The sequence below is a fragment of the Pseudomonas sp. 313 genome (assembly GCF_000316965.1).
In the GTDB taxonomy this organism is placed as follows: domain Bacteria; phylum Pseudomonadota; class Gammaproteobacteria; order Pseudomonadales; family Pseudomonadaceae; genus Chryseomonas; species Chryseomonas benzopyrenica.
On the sequence record NZ_ANBZ01000047.1, the window covers coordinates 1 to 19912 of the forward strand.

Annotated in this window: 17 protein-coding genes; 1 reads left to right on the plus strand and 16 read right to left on the minus strand. The window is 67.6% G+C overall.

Annotated elements, in window-relative coordinates; genetic code table 11:
* The 11 genes from C722_RS0110485 to C722_RS0110535 form a co-directional block, all read right to left on the minus strand.
* Positions 1–354: triphosphoribosyl-dephospho-CoA synthase (locus C722_RS0110485; RefSeq protein ID WP_017640442.1), on the minus strand; the 354-nt coding region annotated here is incomplete at its 3' end.
* Positions 354–2030, minus strand: coding sequence for a malonate decarboxylase subunit alpha (gene mdcA / locus C722_RS0110490; protein WP_017640443.1), 1677 nt, complete (start codon positions 2028–2030; stop codon positions 354–356). The genes mdcA and C722_RS0110485, both read right to left, overlap by 1 nt.
* Before the next feature lie 110 nt (positions 2031–2140).
* Positions 2141–2851 carry a YfdX family protein gene (locus C722_RS0110495; protein WP_017640444.1) on the minus strand — a complete coding sequence of 237 codons (711 nt, stop codon included), beginning with the start codon at positions 2849–2851 and terminating at the stop codon, positions 2141–2143.
* Positions 2852–3055: 204 nt separating this feature from the next.
* Positions 3056–4414, minus strand: coding sequence for a glucarate dehydratase (gene gudD, locus C722_RS0110500; RefSeq protein WP_017640445.1), 1359 nt, complete (start codon positions 4412–4414; stop codon positions 3056–3058).
* Positions 4415–4432: 18 nt separating this feature from the next.
* Positions 4433–5788: an MFS transporter gene (locus C722_RS0110505; RefSeq protein ID WP_017640446.1), complete on the minus strand. Its 1356-nt coding sequence runs from the start codon at positions 5786–5788 to the stop codon at positions 4433–4435.
* 148 nt (positions 5789–5936) lie between these two features.
* Positions 5937–6971 carry a LacI family DNA-binding transcriptional regulator gene (locus C722_RS0110510; protein ID WP_017640447.1) on the minus strand — a complete coding sequence of 345 codons (1035 nt, stop codon included), beginning with the start codon at positions 6969–6971 and terminating at the stop codon, positions 5937–5939.
* 79 nt (positions 6972–7050) lie between these two features.
* A complete protein-coding gene (locus tag C722_RS0110515; protein WP_017640448.1) occupies positions 7051–7965 on the minus strand; it encodes a hydroxymethylglutaryl-CoA lyase in 915 nt (304 codons plus the stop codon).
* Complete coding sequence (locus C722_RS0110520) at positions 7962–9896, minus strand: acetyl/propionyl/methylcrotonyl-CoA carboxylase subunit alpha (protein ID WP_017640449.1); 1935 nt, start codon at positions 9894–9896, stop codon at positions 7962–7964. The genes C722_RS0110515 and C722_RS0110520 overlap by 4 nt, the downstream gene beginning before the upstream one ends.
* The gene (locus C722_RS0110525; protein WP_017640450.1) at positions 9893–10693 is read right to left on the minus strand and encodes an enoyl-CoA hydratase-related protein; all 801 of its coding nucleotides are present in this window, start codon (positions 10691–10693) and stop codon (positions 9893–9895) included. Before C722_RS0110525 ends, C722_RS0110520 begins: the two co-directional genes overlap by 4 nt.
* A gap of 3 nt (positions 10694–10696) precedes the next feature.
* Positions 10697–12304: a carboxyl transferase domain-containing protein gene (locus tag C722_RS0110530; RefSeq protein WP_017640451.1), complete on the minus strand. Its 1608-nt coding sequence runs from the start codon at positions 12302–12304 to the stop codon at positions 10697–10699.
* 10 nt (positions 12305–12314) lie between these two features.
* Positions 12315–13478, minus strand: a complete 1164-nt coding sequence (locus C722_RS0110535; protein ID WP_017640452.1) for an isovaleryl-CoA dehydrogenase — start codon at positions 13476–13478, stop codon at positions 12315–12317.
* Between the two features lie 365 nt (positions 13479–13843).
* On the opposite strand from C722_RS0110535, the gene C722_RS0110540 reads away from it, so the two are divergent.
* On the plus strand, positions 13844–14752 hold the full coding sequence (locus C722_RS0110540) for a LysR family transcriptional regulator (RefSeq protein ID WP_017640453.1): 909 nt from the start codon (positions 13844–13846) through the stop codon (positions 14750–14752).
* 19 nt (positions 14753–14771) lie between these two features.
* Here C722_RS0110540 and C722_RS0110545 read toward each other — a convergent pair whose 3' ends face one another.
* The 5 genes from C722_RS0110545 to rhmD form a co-directional block, all read right to left on the minus strand.
* Complete coding sequence (locus tag C722_RS0110545; RefSeq protein ID WP_017640454.1) at positions 14772–14996, minus strand: DUF2188 domain-containing protein; 225 nt, start codon at positions 14994–14996, stop codon at positions 14772–14774.
* A gap of 107 nt (positions 14997–15103) precedes the next feature.
* On the minus strand, positions 15104–16537 hold the full coding sequence (aldA, locus tag C722_RS0110550) for an aldehyde dehydrogenase (RefSeq protein WP_017640455.1): 1434 nt from the start codon (positions 16535–16537) through the stop codon (positions 15104–15106).
* A 13-nt stretch (positions 16538–16550) separates the two neighbouring features.
* Positions 16551–17351, minus strand: coding sequence for an aldolase/citrate lyase family protein (locus C722_RS0110555; protein WP_017640456.1), 801 nt, complete (start codon positions 17349–17351; stop codon positions 16551–16553).
* 20 nt (positions 17352–17371) lie between these two features.
* Positions 17372–18706, minus strand: a complete 1335-nt coding sequence (locus C722_RS0110560) for an MFS transporter (protein ID WP_017640457.1) — start codon at positions 18704–18706, stop codon at positions 17372–17374.
* Between the two features lie 21 nt (positions 18707–18727).
* Positions 18728–19912 carry an L-rhamnonate dehydratase gene (rhmD, locus tag C722_RS0110565; RefSeq protein ID WP_017640458.1) on the minus strand — a complete coding sequence of 395 codons (1185 nt, stop codon included), beginning with the start codon at positions 19910–19912 and terminating at the stop codon, positions 18728–18730.

Consider the following 19912-nt stretch of genomic DNA (forward strand, 5'->3'; position numbering starts at 1 on the left):
CGCCGCCGTCACCAGCAGCCCCAGCGCCCAGATGGCGCCGCGATGGGTATTGACCCCGCCGGTGACCTGCAGCATGGCGGCTTCGCCGTCACGTCCCAGTTGGCCGATCAGGCGGCGCAGTTCGGCGGCAGGCAGCCCTCGCTCTGCGGCTTCGGCCATGGCCTGGAAACTGGGCTGCAGGGCCTGGGCCGAGGTCAGCATCAGGCCAAGGCTGAGATCACTGTGGGCGCCCTGGCCGCGGCGATCCACCAGGGCCGGCTTGGGCGAGAGTTCGGCTTCGTCCACCAGGGCGGATACGGCCAACTCGGCCAGGCGCTCGGCGGGCGATGAGGTACGGCGGGCGAGGGCGCGCATCACCAGCTCCTGAACTTGGCCGGGGGTTGATAGAGACCGCCGGACCATTCCACCAGCTCGCCGATGCTCTTGGCCGCGAGCAGCTCGCGACTGGCATCGGTGCGGCGGATGCCGAGGTCTTCGGGCAGGGCCACCAGGCCTTCCTGGCGCAGGCGCCGGGCCTCGGCCGGGTCGCTGCGCAGGCCAATGGCGGTGACCCCGGCCACGGCGGCGATCATCGCGCGGCGCTCTTCCAGGGAGCGGGCGCGGTAGAGATAGGCGATGCCTTCTTCGGTGAGCAGGTGGGTGACGTCGTCGCCATAGACCATGATGGGCGCCAGCGGCATGCCGCTCTTGCGCGCCACCTCCACCGCATCCAGGGTATCGACGAAGGTGGGTTTGCCGCCTTCCTGGAAGGTCTCGACCATCTGCACCACCAGCTTCCTGCCGCGTTCGAGCAGAGCCGGTGCGCCGTCGCCGGTCTGCTGCCGCATGTCCAGCCAGGCCGGGGTGGGGTGACGCCGACCGTGCGGATCATGGCCCATGTTGGGCGCGCCACCGAAGCCGGCCAGGCGACCCCGCGTCACGGTGGAGGAATGGCCGTCGCCATCCACCTGCAGGGTGGCGCCGATGAAGAGGTCCACGGCGTACTGGCCGGCCAGCTGGCAGAGCAGCCGGTTGGAGCGGAGCGAGCCATCGCGACCGGTGAAGAAGACGTCCGGGCGCTGGGCGATATAGCCCTCCATGCCCAGTTCGGTGCCAAAGCAGTGCACGCTTTCCACCCAGCCGCTCTCGATGGCCGGGATCAGCGTGGGGTGGGGATTGAGGGTCCAGTGCCGGCAGATCTTGCCCTTGAGGCCCAGGCGCTCGCCGTAGGTGGGCAGGATCAGTTCGATGGCCGCGGTGTTGAAGCCGATGCCATGGTTGAGCGACTGCACCTGGTGGCGTTCGTAGATGCCGCGGATCGCCATCATCGCCATCAGCACGTGGACCGGCTTGATGTGGCGCGGATCGCGGGTGAACAGCGGCTCGATATAGAAGGGCCGGTCGGCCACCACCACGAAATCCACCCAGTCCGCCGGGATGTCGACTCGCGGCAGTTCGGACACGTCGTCCACCAACTGGTTGACCTGGACGATGACGATGCCGTCGCTGAAGGCCGCCGGCTCGATCAGCGCCGGGCTATCCTCGGTGCTAGGGCCGGTATAGATGTTGCCGGCGCGATCGGCCATGAAGCCGGCGCTGAGCACCACCTTGGGAATCAGGTCCACCAGCAGCCGGGCATAGAGTTCGATGTAGGTGTGGATGGCGCCGACTTCCAGTAGGCCGTCCTCCAGCAGCTGGCTGATCCTCAGGCTCTGGGTGCCGGCAAAGGAGAAGTCCAGCTTGCGGGCGATGCCGCGCTCAAACAGGTCCAGGTGCTCGGCGCGACCGACGCTGGGCATGATCATGTGCAGGTCGTGCAGCCGGGCCGGATCGACCTGGGCGAGGCTGCGGGAGAGGAAATCGGCCTGCTTCTGGTTGTTGCCTTCCAGCACCACCCGGTCGCCGGGGGCCAGCAGCTGTTCCAGGGCCGCGACGATGGAGGCGGTGGGCAGCACCTTGCCATCGGCCAGCGCAGCCACCCGGTCCAGGCGCTGCTGCTTGTCGCTGCGGCGCCTGGCGATCCGAGCCGGTGGGTGGGATGTCGTTGTCATTGGGGTCTCCACGAATCACCTGTCGTGGAGCCACCCTAGCCTTCGACTGCCGGGCGTTCAATCAACCTGAGGGCGGAAACGTTACGCTGAAGTTAACGATTCCGTTGAGCTCAGGTGCTTGCGACCGGGGTGAAGATCGAGGTGGTTTTGGAGAACCAGCTGGTGGGGGTCACGTCGACATTGGCGTTGTCGAATCTCAGGCTGTTCTGCACCTGCTTGAGCGTCAGGTTCGCCTGCCAGTATTGCTCGTGGCCCAGCTCCTGGTTGGCCCGGTGCACCAGGTCTAGGGTTTCCTGGGCCGGCAGCACCGCAGTGGAGTAGTCGACGTCGACGCCGGCCACCTTGAGGATCTCGCCGACGCCCTGGGTGTCGCCCTGCTGGATCTTCTCGTTGGCCTGGGCCACGGCCTGATTCTTGGCCGGGGTGGCGACATAGTCGTCACGCAGCGCCATACCGCTCCAGATCGGCAGCCAGGACGTGGCCTTGGCGTCCTGCGCGGAGACCTGCATGAGTTTGCCGTCCTGACCCCGCAGGTCCCTGGCCGACTTGAGGTAGGCGGTCTTGTCGGTTTGGGCGGTCTGCAGCGCGCTTTCGGCGGCGGCCAGTTGCTGCTTGGCCTGATCGACATGGGCCTCGAAGAGGTCCTGGCGGGCGGCGACCACGTCCATGAAGGCCTGCTGGCCCTGCTGGGAGATCGCCGGCAGAGTGGCGACCTGCTGGGTGGCGATGTCGGGTCGGGTGTCGGCCAGGGCGGCGGTGGAAAACATCGAGGTGAGGGTCAGGACGAGAAGGCTCTTGGCGATACGACGATTGAGGTTCATGTGCTTCTCCCGGATACGAAAGTAACTGGAACCGCGGGGGTATCGGGCAGGGTTGCGAGATACCTTGGGTTCAGTGTCGATCCGGTGAGCTTAACGAACGCTTAGCAGGCTATCGGTAAGTGTAAAACGATGTTTCGGACGCTGGAACGGAAACAGCGCCCGCCCCGGAGAGTCCGGAGCGGGCGCTGTTGGCGGGCCGAGGGCCTAGCGCACCAGGCAGGGCTTCTTGTTATCGAAGGTCCAGTTGGGCGAAAGGAATTGCATGGCCATGGCGTCGTCCCGCGCCCCCAGGCCCTTGGTCTTGTACAGCTCATGGGCGCGGGCGAGGGCGTCCAGGTCCAGCTCCACGCCCAGGCCACCCTGCTGCGGCACCTCGACCAGGCCGCCCTTGATCTCCAGCGGCTGGCGGGTGAGGCGTTGACCGTCCTGCCAGATCCAGTGGGTGTCGATGGCGGTGATCTTGCCCGGCGCCGCGGCGGCGACGTGGGTGAACATGGCCAGGGAGATGTCGAAGTGGTTGTTGGAGTGCGAACCCCAAGTCAGGCCCCAGTCGTTGCACATCTGCGCCACCCGCACCGAGCCCTGCATGGTCCAGAAGTGCGGATCGGCCAGGGGGATGTCCACCGATTGCAGCTGGATGGCGTGACCCATCTGGCGCCAGTCGGTGGCGATCATGTTGGTGGCGGTGGGCAGGCCGGTGGCGCGACGGAATTCGGCCATCACCTCGCGTCCGGAATAGCCGTTCTCGGCGCCACAGGGATCCTCGGCATAGGCCAGTACGTGGTGCTGGTCGCGGCACAGGCGGATGGCTTCCTTGAGCGACCAGGCGCCGTTGGGGTCCAGGGTCACGCGTGCCTCGGGGAAGCGCTCGGCCAGGGCGGTGACCGCCTCGATCTCGGCGTCGCCGCTGAGCACGCCGCCCTTGAGCTTGAAGTCCTTGAAGCCGTAGCGGTCATAGGCGGCCTCGGCCAGTCGCACCACCGTCTCGGGGGTCAGGGCCTCTTCGTTGCGCACGCGGAACCAGGCGTCGTCGCTCTCGGCTTCGCTGCGATAGTCCAGCGTGGTCTTGTTGCGGTCGCCGACATAGAACAGGTAACCGAGCATCTCCACGGCATCGCGCTGCTGACCTTCGCCGAGCAGGGCGGCCACCGGCACCTCCAGGTGCTGACCGAGCAGGTCGAGCAGGGCGGCTTCGATGGCGGTCACCGCGTGGATGGTGACCCGCAGATCGAAGGTCTGCAGGCCACGACCGCTGGCATCGCGGCCGGCGAAGGCCTGGCGGACCTGGCCGAGGATGCGCTGGTACTGGCCCAACGGCTGGCCGATCAGGAATTGGCGGGCGTCTTCCAGCGTCTGGCGGATGGTCTCGCCGCCGGGCACCTCGCCGACGCCGGTGCGACCGGCGTTGTCCTTGAGGATCAGCACGTTGCGGGTGAAGTAGGGGCCGTGGGCGCCGCTGAGGTTGAGCAGCATGCTGTCCTGGCCGGCGACGGGGACGACCTCCAGGGAGGTGACCACCGGGGTGCCGGTGTGCAGGGCCGGGGTGGCATTGAATTGAGTCATGGTCGGGCTCCTTGTCGATCAGCGAGAGGTTTCAGCGGCGAGCGGGGCTTCGGCGGGCGGCGTGGGTACCCCACGCAACTCGACGCGCTTGATCTCGCCCACGACGAACAGATAACTGATGGCGGCCACCAGGGCATTGGCGCCGACGAACACCAGGGCCATCTTGAAGGAGCCGGTGGCGGCGATGATGTAGCCGATGATGATCGGGGTGGTGATGGAGGACAGGTTGCCGATGGTGTTGAACAGGCCACCGGAAAGGCCGGCGATCTGCTTGGGTGAGGTGTCGGACACCACCGCCCAACCCAGGGCGCCGATACCCTTGCCGAAGAAGGCCATGGCCATGAAGCCCACCACCATCCAGTCGGCGTCGACGTAGTTGCAGAGGATCATGCTCATCGACAGCAGCATGCCGGCGACGATGGGGGTCTTGCGTGCCACGCTCAGGCTGTTGCCGCGACGCAGCAGGTAGTCGGAGATCACCCCGCCCAGCACGCCGCCGATGAAGCCGCAGATGGCCGGCAGGGAGGCGATGATGCCGGCCTTGAGGATGGTCATGCCGCGTTCCTGCACCAGGTACACGGGGAACCAGGTCAGGAAGAAGTAGGTGAGGGCGTTGATGCAGAATTGGCCCAGGTAGATGCCGGCCATCATCCGATTGGTCAGCAGCTGGCCGATGTAGCTCCACTTCGGGCCTTCGCTCTTCTTGCCGGGGGTATCCAGGTCGACCAGACCGCCGTTGCTGGCGATGTACTCGACTTCGGCGGCATTGACCCGGGGATGTTCACGGGGGCTGTAGATCACCGCCATCCAGACCGCCGAGAAGGCGATGCCCAGGACGCCCATCACCACGAAGACGTGCTGCCAGCCGAAGTGATAAACGATCCAGCCCATCAGCGGCGCGAACAGCACGGTGGCGAAGTATTGCGCCGAGTTGAAGATCGCCGAGGCGGTGCCGCGCTCCTTGGTGGGGAACCAGGCGGCGACGATGCGGGCGTTACCGGGGAAGGAGGGCGCCTCGGCCAGACCGACCATGAATCTCAGGGCGAACAGCAGGAATACCGCGGTGCCGATGCCGAATTCACCGATGTAGCCTTGCAGCAAGGTGAACACCGACCAGGTGAAGATACTCGCCGCATAGACCTTCTTCGAACCGAAGCGATCCAGCAACCAGCCGCCCGGGATCTGACCGAGCACATAGGCCCAACCAAAGGCGGAGAAGATGTAGCCGAGGGAGACGGCACTGATGCCGAGGTCTTTTTGCAGGGCGGAGCCGGCGATGGAAATGGTGGCGCGGTCGGCATAGTTGATCGTGGTCACGACGAACAGCATGAACAGGATCAGATAGCGGACGCGCGTCTGCTTGGTTTCTTGCATGGAGAGCTCCCACTGGTTTGTTTTTGTGTGCGGGCGGAGATCGAGCAGCGGTCTTATGTTGTAAGTCGTCTGACAACGATAGCGTTATCATTAAACAGATAACGCTATCATTCAACCGGTAAATCTGTGGTCGGGTGCAAAAAACCCGTTAGGAGCTCTGGCGCTCGATGAGAACGAAACCGGTGTCGAGATTGACCGCGGTCCGCTCGCCGGCGAGCCGGTCGAGCAGCGACTGGGCGACGCTGCGGCCCATGACATCGGCGTTGACGCTGACGGTGGACAGCGCCGGGGTCGCGAAGCGGCCATTGGTGGTGTCGCCGAAACCCATCACCGCCAGCTGCTCGGGAATGCGCAGGCCGCGGCTGTTGGCCTCGGCCACCACGCCCAGGGCCAGGGTATCGGAGCTGCACAGCACCAGTTCCGGAGGCGCCGGGCGTTCCAGCAGGCGCGCTAGGCCGATCCGCCCGACCTCCCAGGTGGCGGGCAGCGGCAGCACTTCCATGGGCACTTCGTCGATACCCAGCGTGGCCAGCCGCGCCTGCAGCGCCAGGTTGCGACGCATGGCGCGGGGATCGTCCACCGAGATCACCCCGAAGCGGCGATAGCCGCGGGCGACGAAGTGATCCGCCAGGGCCATGCCGACCTGCTCATGGGAAAAGCCCACCTGCATGTCCAGGGCCTCGGCGCTCAGGTCCCAGGCTTCCACCACCGGGATGTTCAGGGCCGCCAGCCGCTCGCGACTGGCCGGGGTGTGCAGGGTGCCGGTAAGGACGATGCCATCGGGCCTGCGGCCGAGGATGGCTTCCAGCAGTTCCTCTTCCTTTTCCGGTGAATAGCCGGTGGGACCGATCAGCGCCTGGTAGCCCGCCTCGGTGAGCCGCTCCATGATCGCCTGCACCACGGTGGCATAGATGGAATTGGCGATGGTGGGCAGCAGGATGGCCACCAGGCGACTCTTGCTGGAGGCGAGGCTGCCCGCCAGCAGATTGGGCACATAGCCCAGCTCCTTGACCACCGCCAGGACGTGCTCGCGAGTGGCGGCGCTCACCAGACTCGGCCGATGCAGCGCCCGGGACACGGTGATGGGCGACACCCCGGCGGCGAGGGCGACCTCGCGCACGGTGAGGGGCAGCTCGGTGGTGCCATCGAGCTGGGCGAGTTCGCGTCGGGACTTCCTGGCCAAAACGGGTCCTTGGATGAGAGAGACCGCCATTATGGGAGCAAGCCCCGGCGGTTGCCATGGGCGTCCGCCAGAGCGCTGGCTAGTTGAGCCCTCTGGCGGCCCAGGCGCGGCCGACCCGCGACTGATAGGGTCGTCCCAACTGCGCGGAAACGGCCTGTCCCGTCGCCACCAACTTGGCCAGGTCGAGGCCGGTGGCGATGCCCAGACCGTCGAGCAGATAGACCAGGTCCTCGCTGGCGACATTGCCGCTGGCGCCGCTTGCATAGGGGCAGCCACCGAGCCCGGCGACGGAGCTGTCGAACACCGCGACCCCTTCGAGCAGGCTGGCGTAGACGTTGGCCAGGGCCTGGCCATAGGTGTCGTGGAAATGCCCGGCCAGCTGGCTGAGCGGCACCTCCCGCCCCAGCCGCTGCCAGAGCGCCCGGGTTCGGCCGGGGGTACCGACGCCGATGGTATCGCCGAGGGAAACCTCGGCGCAGCCCAGCTCCAGCAGCTCGCGGGTCACGCTGGCCACCTGGTCGGGTGCGATCCCGCCGTCGTAGGGACAGCCCAGCACGCAGGACACATAGCCGCGCACCCGGATGCCCGCCGCCTGCGCGCCCTCGACCACCGGCACGAAACGCGCGAGGCTCTCGGCGATGGAACAGTTGATGTTGCGCTGGGAGAAGCCCTCCGAGGCGGCGGCGAAGACGGCGATTTCCTCCACGCCCGCCGCCAGGGCGGCTTCGAAGCCTTTCATATTGGGCACCAGCACCGAGCGCACCACGCCCGCTGGGCGGCCCAGTCCCGCCAGCACCTCGGCGGTCCCGGCCATCTGCGGCACCCACTTGGGCGAGACGAAGCTGCCCACTTCCAGATGCCGCACGCCGCTGGCGACCAGGGCCTCGCACAGCTGGATGCGCTCGGCAATGCCCAGCGCCTGGGGTTCGTTCTGCAGGCCATCGCGTGGCCCGACCTCGACCACCCGCACCCGGGACGGCAGGGCCTCGCTCATGGTGCCGACTCCTCCAGTTCCACCAGGGCAGTGCCCTCGGCCACCAGTTCGCCAGGGCTGCAGAACAGCGCGGCCACGACGCCGGCGCGGGGCGCGCGGATGCTGTGCTCCATCTTCATCGCCTCCAGCACCACCAGCGGTGCGCCGGCTTCCACGGCATCGCCCACGGCTACCGGTACGGCGACCACGCTGGCGTTCATCGGTGCGGTGAGACCACCGGCATCCGCCTGGCGCGCGACCTCGGCGAGGGGGTCGGCCCAGGTGACGGCTTCGAAATGGTCTTGCCACTCGAGGAACAGCGTCTGCCCACGGCGATAGAGGCGGGCGCTCTGGCGAATGCCTTCGGCCTGCCAGTGGAGGCGATCACCATTCCGCTCGACCGCCGCCGAACCGGGCAGGGCGACGGCGCGCACCTCACCGCGGCAGGCCAGGCGCAGCGCTATCTGGGGCGGTCCACCCAGGCGCCAGCCCTGACGGGAAGCCCAGGGTGACGTCGGGTCGGCAGCGGCCGCCAGCGTCGCCAGCCAGGCCTGGGCCGCCAAGGTCCAGAAGACGTCGGTCAGCTCTCCGGGTGCGGGCAGCAAGGCGTCCCGGTGACGCTCGATGAAGCCGGTATCCAGCTCGGCCGCGGCAAAGGCCGGGTGAGCGAGCAGACGCTGCAGAAAGGGCAGGTTGGTGGCGAAGCCACCCACCGCGGTCTCCATCAGCATGGCCAGCAACCGCTGGCGCGCCTGTTCGCGGCTGTCGCCCCAGGCGATCAGCTTGGCCAGCATGGGATCGTAGAAGGGCGAGACCTCGTCGCCTTCCTCCACGCCGCTGTCCACCCGCCGCCCGGGACCGGCCGCGGGCTCGCGATAGAGCTGCAAGGTACCCGAGGCCGGCAGGAAGCCCTGGTCGGTGTCCTCGGCATAGAGGCGCACCTCGATGGCGTGGCCGTGCAGCGGCACCTGGGCCTGGGTGAGGGGCAGGGCTTCGCCCGCGGCCACGCGCAGCTGCCAGGCCACCAGGTCCAGGCCGGTGATGGCCTCGGTGACCGGGTGCTCCACCTGCAGCCGGGTGTTCATCTCCATGAAGAAGAAGTCGCCACGGGCGTCGAGCAGGAATTCCACGGTGCCGGCGCCGACGTAGCCGATGGCCTGGGCCGCCTGCACCGCCGCCTCGCCCATGGCCCGGCGCAATTCGGGTGTGAGACCCGGCGCGGGCGCCTCCTCGATCACCTTCTGGTGGCGGCGCTGGATGGAGCAGTCGCGTTCGTTGAGATAGAGGCAATGGCCGTGCGCATCGGCGAAAACCTGGATCTCCACGTGGCGCGGTTGCAGCACGTATTTCTCCACCAGCATCCGTGCATCGCCAAAGGCCGAGAGCGCCTCGCGCTGGGCCGAGGCGAGGCCCTCGGCCAGGTCGGCTTCGCGTTCGACGATCTTCATGCCCTTGCCGCCGCCACCGGCGGTGGCCTTGAGCAGGACCGGATAGCCGATGCGCGCCGCGGCGTCGCGAAAGGTGGCCAGGGACTGGTCCTCGCCGTGATAGCCCGGCACCAGGGGCACCCCGGCATCGGTCATCAGCGCTTTGGCCGCGGACTTGCTGCCCATGGCGCGGATCGCCGCGGCGGGAGGACCGACGAAGACCAGCCCCGCCGCAGCCACCGCCTCGGCGAAGGCGGCGTTCTCGGACAGAAAGCCATAGCCCGGATGGATCGCCTGGGCGCCGGTGGCGAGGGCCGCCTTGATGATGCGTTCGCCGGCCAGATAGCTATCTGCTGGCTTGGCGCCCCCGAGGTCTACCGCCAGGTCGGCCTGGCGCACATGGCGTGCCCTGGCGTCGATGGCGCTGTGCACGGCGACGGTGCCCAGGCCCAGGGCCTTGGCGGTACGCATCACCCGGCAGGCGATCTCGCCGCGGTTGGCGACGAGCAGACGGTCGAAGGTCATGGCGTGGTCTCCTGCCAGGCGGGGCGGCGCTTTTCCAGGAAGGCGGCAAGGCCTTCCTGGGCTTCAGGGGTGACGCGGACGGCGGCGATCAGGCCCTCGGTGAACGGGCGCACCGTGGCACTGGGTGCGCCTGCGCCAGCGCCGTCCAGCAGCCGTTTGCAGGCCCGCAAGGCCTGAGGACCGTTGTCCAGCAAGCGAGCGATCCAGGCGTCCACGAGGGTCTCCAGGTCGGCGGCGGGCGCGGTCTCGGCCACCAGCCCCAGCTCGGCCGCGCGCGCGCCGGAGAAGCGTTCGGCACCCAGCATGTAGCGCCGGGCCGCCCGTTCGCCCAGGGCGCGGATGACGAAGGGGCCGATGACGGCGGGCACCAGGCCGATGCGCACCTCCGACAGGCAGAAGGTGGCGTCACTGGCGGCCAGTGCCAGGTCGCAGCAGCTGACCAGCCCTACCGCGCCGCCAAAGGCTGCGCCCTGCACCACGGCGAGGGTGGGCATCGGCAAGGCCTGCAGGCGATACATCACCTCGGCCAGGCGCTCGGTGTCGGCCTGATTGGCGGCCGCGTCCAGGGTAGCGGACGCCTGCATCCAGGCGAGATCCGCGCCGACGCAGAAGTGCCGGCCGCGCCCGCGCACGAGCAGAAAGCGCAGCTCCGCATCGGCGGCGATCTCGGCGAGCGCCGTGCCCAGCTCCGCGATCATCCGTGCATCCAGGGCGTTGTGGCGGTCCGGACGGTCGAGCCAGAGGGTGGCGAAGCCGCGCGGGTCGCGGGTCAGATCCAGGGTGTGGAAATCAGTCATGGCCTACATCCGGAAGACGCCGAAGGTCGTCGGCTCGAGGGGGGCGTTGAGACTGGCCGACAGCGCCAGGGCGAGGACCTCGCGGGTCTGGGCCGGGTCGATCACTCCGTCGTCCCATAGGCGCGCGCTGGAATAGTGGGCATGGGCCTGACGCTCGTACTGCTCGACGATGGGTGCCTTGATGCGCGCCGTCTCTTCGTCGTCGAAGGCTTCTCCGGCACGTTCGGCCTGCTCACGCTTGACCTGCACCAGCACCCCGGCCGCCTGCTCGGCACCCATCACGCCGATGCGTGCGTTGGGCCACATCCACAGGAAGCGAGGATCGTAGGCGCGACCGCACATGCCGTAGTTGCCGGCGCCAAAGCTGCCGCCGATGATCACGGTGAACTTGGGCACCCGGGCGCAGGCCACTGCGGTGACGAGCTTGGCGCCGTGCTTGGCGATGCCGCCTTCCTCGTATTTCTTCCCGACCATGAAGCCGGTGATGTTCTGCAGGAAGAGCAGGGGGATGCGCCTCTGGCAGGCCAGCTCGATGAAGTGCGCGCCTTTCTGCGCCGATTCGGCGAAGAGAATGCCGTTGTTGCCGAGGATGGCCACCGGATGACCCTGCAGATGGGCGAAGCCACAGACCAGGGTGGTGCCGAACTGCGCTTTGAATTCATCGAAGACGCTGCCGTCCACTAGCCGGGCGATCACCTCGCGCACCTCCAGCGGCTGCTTGGGATCGGCCGGGACCAGGCCGTAAAGGTCCTCGGCCGGATACAGCGGGGCGACTGGCGCCTTGAGCTGCAGGTCACCCAGCTTGCGCCAGTTGAGGTTGGCGATGCAGCGCCGCGCCAGGGCCAGGGCATGGGTGTCGTTCTCGGCATAGTGGTCGGCCACGCCGGAAATGCGGCAATGGACATCAGCGCCGCCCAGTTCCTCGGCGGTGACCACCTCGCCGGTGGCGGCCTTCACCAGCGGCGGGCCAGCGAGAAAGATGGTGGCCTGCTGGCGGACCATGATGGTCTCGTCGCTCATCGCTGGCACATAGGCCCCGCCGGCCGTGCAGGAGCCCATCACCACGGCGATCTGGGGGATGCCCTGGGCGCTCATGGTCGCCTGGTTGAAGAAGATCCGCCCGAAGTGCTCGCGGTCGGGGAAGACGTCCTCCTGGCGCGGCAGGTTGGCGCCACCGGAATCCACCAGATAGAGGCAGGGCAGGCGATTCTGCAGGGCGATGGCCTGGGCGCGCAGGTGCTTCTTCACCGTCAGCGGATAATAGGAGCCGCCTTTCACGGTGGCGTCGTTGGCGATGATCATGCACTCGACGCCCTCGATGCGGCCGATACCGGCCACCACCCCGGCCGCCGGTACCTCTTCCTCATAGACGTCGAGGGCCGCCAGGGCGCCGATTTCCAGAAAGGGCGAGCCGGGGTCCAGCAGTTGGTCGATGCGCTCGCGGGGCAGCAGCTTGCCGCGGGCGGTATGGCGCGCCTGGGCCTTGGCGCCGCCGCCTTCACGGATGCGTGCCAGGAGCTGGTCGAGCCGGGCCAGTTGCTCGGCCATGGCGGCGGCATTGCGCTGGTAGTCCGGGGTGCGGCGGTTCAGGGTGGAGGTCAGCACGGTCATGGAGGGCTCCTCACCGGGTTTCGTTGAACAGCTCGCGCCCGATCAGCATGCGGCGGATCTCGCTGGTGCCGGCGCCGATCTCGTAGAGCTTGGCGTCGCGCAGCAGGCGGCCGGTGGGGTACTCGTTGATATAGCCGTTGCCTCCGAGGATCTGGATGGCTTCCAGGGCCATCTGGGTGGCCTTCTCGGCGGTGTAGAGAATCACCCCGGCGGCGTCCTTGCGGGTGGTCTCGCCACGGTCGCAGGCCTGGGCCACGGCATAGAGATAGGCGCGGCTGGCATTGAGGCCGGTGTAGAGGTCGGCCACCTTGCCCTGGATCAGCTGGAATTCGCCGATGCTCTGGCCGAATTGCCGGCGGTCGTGGATATAGGGCAGGACCACGTCCAGGCAGGCCTGCATGATGCCCACCGGACCACCGGCGAGGACCACCCGCTCATAGTCCAGGCCGCTCATCAGCACCTTCACGCCCCCGTTCACCTGTCCCAGCACGTTGTCCTCCGGCACCTCGACGTCGTCGAAGAACAGCTCGCAGGTGTTGGAGCCGCGCATGCCCAGCTTGTCGAACTTGCTGCCGCGGCTGAAACCGGTCCAGTCACGCTCGACGATAAAGGCGGTGATGCCATGGGCGCCTTGTTCCGGTTCGGTCTTGGCATAGATCACATAGGTATGGGCATCGGGGCCGTTGGTGATCCAGGTCTTGCTGCCATTGAGCACGAAGCGATCGCCACGCCGCTCGGCGCGCAGCTTCATGGAGACCACGTCCGAGCCGGCATTGGGCTCGCTCATGGCTAGGGCGCCGATGTGCTCGCCGCTGACCAGCCTGGGCAGGTAGCGCGCCTTCTGCGCGGCGGTGCCGTTGCGATGGATCTGGTTGACGCAGAGATTGGAGTGGGCGCCATAGGAGAGGGCCACCGAAGCCGAGCCGCGGCTGATCTCCTCCATGGCCACCGCATGGGCCAGGTAGCCAAGTCCCGAGCCGCCGTATTCTTCCCCCACGGTGATGCCGAGCAGCCCGAGGTCACCAAAGGTGCGCCAGAGGTCCATGGGGAAACTGTTGCTGGCATCGATCTCGCCCGCGCGCGGTGCTACCTCGCGCGTGACCAGGTTGCGCACCTGATCGCGCAGCAGATCGAGGGTCTCGCCCAGGGCGAAGTTGAGACTCGGATAGCTCATGGGGTCACCTGTTGTTGGGATTGTCGGGTGAGGAGAGGGCACAGGAGGCTGTGCGGGCACAGCGGGGCAGCGCCGGGCGTACCAGGGCTCAGAGGAAATACGGGAAGACCTGGCAAGCAGAATCCTGCGCGGCCCGGGAGCACGGGCAGGAAAGGCGTCGGACGTGGCTGCCGACGGCACGCTATGGGCGCGGGGGAGACGCGCCTGCGGAGCGATGGCGCCAGGGCGCGCATGGTCCGTCCTCCTGTTCATTATTCTTGTCATGGCGACCGCGAGAGGGAGGCGGTGCCTGTGCCTCTGAGTCTAGGAGGAGAAATGCGCTATCGTGAAACGATAAAAATAGAATCCAGGTATTGGAAAATCAGATGGCACTGCACAAGGACATCTCGATGCGGCAACTGCGCTATTTCGTCGCCGCCGCCGAGAACAGCCAGTTTTCCCTGGCCGCCAGCGCGGTCAACGTCAGCCAGTCGGCCGTGACCACGGCGGTCAGCCAGTTGGAGACGATGCTTGCGGTGCGGTTGTTCGAGCGATTGCCCCATGGAGTCAAGCTGACCGCCGAGGGGCACCAGTTCTACCACCATGCCCGGCACATCCTCGATACCCTGCAGGACGCCGTGAGTCAGCCGCTGTTCCAGAGTCATGCCCTGACCGGCCAGGCCCGGGTCGGCGCTTCCTATGCGGTGCTCGGCTACTACCTGCCGACCCTGCTGGCGCGCTTCAAGCGCAGCTATCCGCAGATCGACATCGACCTGCGCGACATGGATCGACCCAGTATCGAGGCGGGCATCAACGATGGCACCCTGGAGCTCGGCCTCACGGTCATCTCCAACGTCGACGCCGCCCAGCCCTTCGAGCGGCATCTGTTGATGCGCTCGCCGCGCCAGCTCTGGCTGCCCAGCGCTCATCCGCTGCTGGCTGCGGAACGCGTCACCCTGGCCGACATCGCGCCCTATCCCTATATCCTCGCCACGGTGGACGAAGGAGAAACCTCCACGCTGCGCTACTGGCGCGCGGCCGGCCTGGAACCCAACGTGGTGTTCAAGACCTCGTCCATGGAGTCCCTGCGCGGCCTGGTCGCCCATGGCTTTGGCGTGACCATCCTGTCCGACATGCTCTATCGCGGCTGGTCCCTGGAAGGGCGCAAGCTGGAAGCCCGCCCGGTGGCCGATGCCATCCCACCCATGGAGCTGGGCCTGATCTGGAGTCCCGAGGAACGCCTGAGCCCTGGGGCCCAGGCGTTTCGGCAGTTTCTGGTATCGGCGGCGGGATAGCGGAGGCACCTGCTTGGAGTCAGCCCTTGGACTGCGCCGGATCCGCACTGCGCGGATAGGTGCGCTCTTCCTCGATACGACCGTCGCTGGTGTGGATCTTGACGCTGCCGGTCTTGCCGTCCATGAACTGCGCAGCCTGGTGGACGATGGCGTCCTTGGTAGAGGCCTTGAGCAGGGCGCGATCGCCGTGCTCTTCCTTGAATTCCCAGCCGGTGTCGGTGGGTAGGATGTGGTAGTTCTGCATCTGATCTCCCTGGGGCCGCTGGCCCTCGCCTGGTCTTGGTTGCGCCTGTTTCGACCCGCGTTCGCCCGAGAACATTCGAGCGAAGCGGTTGGACCAGGTAGCCAGTCTCAGCCCTGCAGATAGACCACCTGGGTATGGGTGTACTCATAGAGGCCGTGCTTGCCATCGGCGCCGCCGATGCCGGACTTGCGCACCCCGGCGTGGTAGCCCTGCATGGCCTCGAAGTTTTCCCGGTTGATGTAGGTCTCGCCGAAGTCGATCTCGCGCATGGCGTGCATGGCCTTGCCCAGGCTGCGGGTATAGACGGAGGAGGTGAGGCCGTATTGGCAGTCGTTGGCCAGGGCGATGGCTTCGTCGAGATCGTCCACCACCTGGATCGGCAGCACCGGGCCGAAGATTTCTTCGCGCATGATCGGCATCTCGGCGCGACAGTCTGCCAGTACCGTGGGCTGGAAGTGGAAGCCGCGACCCAGGTCGGCGCGACTGCCACCGGTGACCAGGCGGGCGCCCTGGCCGAGGGCGACGTCGACCTTGGCCGCCACCTTGTCCAGGCCGGCGGCGTTGATCAGCGGTCCCATCTCCACGCCGGTGTCGGCCTGAGGGTCGCCATAGCGGGTGGCGGCCATGGCGCGGCCGATGCGCTCGATGAAGTCCTCGGCCACCGCGCGTTCCACATAGACCCGCTCGGCGCAGTTGCACACCTGGCCGGTGTTGATGATGCGCGAGTCACGGATCGCCCGGACCGCCAGGTCCAGATCGGCATCTGCCAGGACGATGGCCGGCGCCTTGCCGCCCAGCTCCAGGTTGAGCTTGGTCAGATTCGGCGCGGCAGCGGCCATGATCCGCGAGCCGGTGGCGACGCTGCCGGTAAAGCTGACCATGTCGATGCCGGCATGGGCACTGAGCTGGCCCCCCAAGGCGCCGGCACCGCTGACCAGGTTGAAGACCCCGGGCGGCAGGTCGGTCTCGGCCACCAGGCGGGCGAATTCATGGGCATTGATCGGGGTTTCTTCGCTGGGTTTGATGACGATGGTGTTGCCGGTGAGCAGTGCCGGCGCCAGCTTGCGGGCGATGAGGAAGAAGGGGAAGTTCCAGGGCAGGATGCCGGCCACCACGCCCAGCGGCTTGCGCAGCAGAAAGATCTGCTCGTCGGGCCGGTCGCTGGTGATGATCTCGCCTTCGATGCGCCGCGCCCACTCGGCCATGTAGTCGAGATAGTCGGCGGTGAAATTGACCTCCACTTCGGCCAGGCCACGGACCTTGCCCTGTTCACCGACGATTGTCTGGGCCAGCCGCGGTGCGTGCTCACGCAGCTTTGCCGCGATGCGCCGCAGATAGCCAGCGCGCTCGATGGCTGGTTTGCGCGCCCAGGCCTTCTGGGCACGGCGGGCGGCGGCGATGGCCTGATCGACGTCTTCACGACTGGACGCCGGCACCCGGGCCAGGGCCTCGCCGGTGGCCGGGTTATGGACGAGAAAGTCCTCGGCGGCCGGCAGGAAACGGCCATCGATGTAGTTCTGGTAGAGGGGCAGATCGGCCATGGCGGACTCCGGGTCAGTAGGTGCGAGAGGGCGGCTGGGGCGCTTCGAGGGGGCGATAGCGGGCCAGGTTGGCCAGCGCCGCCTGGCGGAACAGGCTGATGTCGATACCGACGGCAACGAACTGGCACCCCCAGTCGCGATAGCGCCGGGCATCGTCTTCCTGGGGCGCCAGGATCCCGGCCACCTTGCCGGCAGCGCGGGTCGCCTCGATGGCGGCGCGGATGCGCGCCTGGACCTCCGGGTGGCCCGGATTGCCGGCATGCCCCAGGCCACTGGAGAGGTCCGCCGGGCCGACGAAGACGGCGTCCACGCCCTCCACCGCGGCGATCTCGGCAACGTTGTCGCTGCCCAAGCGCGATTCCACCTGGACGATCAGGCACAGCTCGCTATGGGCGGTGTGCAGGTAGTCGGGCACTGCGTCCCACCGGGTGGCGCGGGCCAAGCCGCCGCCGACGCCACGGATGCCGTGGGGCGGATAGCGCATGGCGCGCACCAGGGCGCGGGCCTGCTCGGCGGTCTCCGCCATGGGCACCATCAGCGTCTGCACGCCGATGTCCAACAATTGCTTGATCAGCACCGCATCGCCGGTCACGCAACGCACCACCGGCGCCGTGGGGTAGGGCGCCACCGCCTGCAACTGGGCGAGGATGCTTGGCACCGTGTTGGGGGCGTGCTCGCCGTCGATCAGCAGCCAGTCGTAGCCGGTGCCGGCGGCGATCTCGGCGGCATAGCCGGTGGCGAAGCCGGCCCAGAGGCCGTAGAGGGTGTCGCTGCCCGTGAGGCGGGCCTTGAAGGGATTGCGAGGCAGATCCATGACGGTCGTCTCCAGGGGAATCAGGAAGGGGTGTCCGGCAGGCGCACCAGCAGCCCATAGCTCAGGGCACCGGCCACCGCGACCGCGGCGGCGATGCCGAGCGCGAGGCCGAAGGAGCCAGTCTGCTGGACGATCATGCCGGTGATGACCGGGGCGAAGGCGCCGCCGAAGTAGCCACCGAAGTTCTGGATGCTGGCCAGCGAGGCCACCTGGTGCGAGGGCACCGCGACGCTCACCAGCGACCAGGTGCCGGCCACCGCCACGTTGAGGCTAAACAGCGCCAGGCTGAAGCAGAGGATGACGCTGCCGATGCCGGTCACCCCGGCGCTGCACAGAGCGAACAATCCGGCCGCGGCCAGACCGCCGCAGATCGGCAGCTTGCGACTGAAGGCCAGGCTGCGCCCGCTGCGGGTCAGGCGATCCACCAACAGGCCCCCGCCGATCACGCCACAGGCGCCGGCCAGGAACGGCAGACTGGCAACCCAGCCGGCCTGGGCCAGGGACAGGTGGTGGACCCGTTCCAGGTAGGCCGGCAGCCAGGTCAGGAACAGCGACAGCATGTAGATGATGCCCACGTAGCCGATCACCACGCCCCAGGTCAGGCGGCGGCGGAACAACCCCAGCCAGTCGGCGAAGGTCAGCCGCTGGCCGGCGTCCTGGGGTGGCAGTCCGGCGTCCAGGTGTGCCCGCTCGGCGGCGTCCAGCGCTACCTGGACCCGATCGCGATAGCTCAGGTACCAGAGCGCCGCCACCAAGACGCCCAGCACGCCCATGGCGATGAACATCTGCCGCCAGCCCAGCCACAGCAGCAGGGCGGTGAGGATCGGCTGGGAGATCGCCGGCCCCAGAGAGGAGGAGAGGTTGAAGATGCCGGAGGGCAGGCCGCGCTCGCGCACGTTGAACCACTCGCTGACCACCTTGGCGCCGGCCGGGAATTGCGGCGCCTCGCCGATGCCCAGGCCGACGCGGGCAAGGATCATCAGGTGCAAACTGCTGAGCAGCCCGAGCACGCCCTGGGCGATGGACCAGAGGCAGATGCCCAGGCCTAGGGTCAGGCGCGCGCCGAAGCGATCCAGCAGGCCGCCGATGGGCAGCTGGGCGAAGGCATAGGCCCAGGCGAAGGCCGACAGCAGCAGGCCCATCTCAGTCGGCGTGAAGCCAAGCTCGCCGCTGATGGTCTGGTTGGCGATGGCCAGGGTGCTACGGTCGAGGTAGTTGACGAAGCCGGCCAGTACCAGCAGCGCCAGGGCGATCACCTGGATCCGCTTGAGGCGAGCGCTCTTGGGTGGCAGCGGCGTCGCCGCGGGACGTGCATCCGCCACGGGTGCCGCCAGGGTGTCTTGGGTCGCTTTCATCCAGCCCTCCTGGGCAACGCCTCAGTGGCGATAGGGACGTTCCAGGGCGCACTCCGGATTGAGGCGCACGCCGAAGCCGGGCCGATCCAGCGCCGAGGCGCGCATGCGGCCCCGCACCGGGACGGGTTCGTCGAGCAGCTGCGGATGGAACATGGGCACCACCTCGTCGGCCTTGGGCGCCATCATCAGGAACTCGGCGAAGGGACTGTTGGTGCGGGTGATGACGAAGTGGTAGCTGTAGACGGAGGAGCCGTGGGGCACCACCAGGGCGCTGTGGGCATCGGCCAGTGCCGAGATGCGGATCAGCTCGGTGAGGCCGCCGCACCAGCCGACGTCCGGCTGGAGGATGTCGCAGCAACCCATCTCCAACAGCAGGCGGAAGCCCCAGCGGGTGGCCTCGTGCTCGCCGGTGGTGACCAGCATGCCCTTCGGCACGTTGCGTTTGAGTTCGGCATAGCCCCAGTAGTCGTCCGGCGGTAGCGCCTCTTCGATCCACTTCAGACCGTACTGCTGGGCGCCCTGGGCCAGGCGGGTGGCGTAGTTGAGGTCCAGGCTCATCCAGCAGTCGAGCATCAGCCAGAAGTCGTCGCCGACCCGTTCGCGCATGGTCGCCAGGGCCTCGAGATTCTTGCGCAGGCCCTCTTCACCCTCGGCCGGGCCGTGCTGCAGCGGCAGCTTGCCACCGATGAAACCCATCTCCTTGGCCAGGTCCGGCCGGGCGCCGGTGGCATAGAACTGCAATTCGTCGCGCACGGCGCCGCCGAGCAACTGGTGCACCGGTTCCTGGCGCAGCTTGCCGAGCAGGTCCCAGAGCGCGAGATCCACACCGGAGATGGTGTTGAGCACGATGCCCTTGCGCCCGTAGTAGAGGGTGGAGAGGTACATCTGGTCCCAGATCTTTTCCAGGTCAGTGACCTTGGCGCCCTCCAGGAAGCGCGCCAGGTGGCGTTCGACGATGAAGGCGCCCAGCTCGCCGCCGGTGGTGACGGCGAAGCCCACGGTGCCGTCGCTGGCCTCGACTTCCACCACCAGGGTGCCCAGCACATTGATGCCGAAGCTGCGGCGGCTCTGGCGGTATTCCGGGTACTTGGCCATGGGCGTGGCGATGTGGTCGTCGATCCAGTGGCCGTCGCCCTGGTCGTGATAATCGGCGCCGCCGCCACGAAGGGTGTAGGCACGAACCTGCTTGATGGTGGGTAGGGTCAT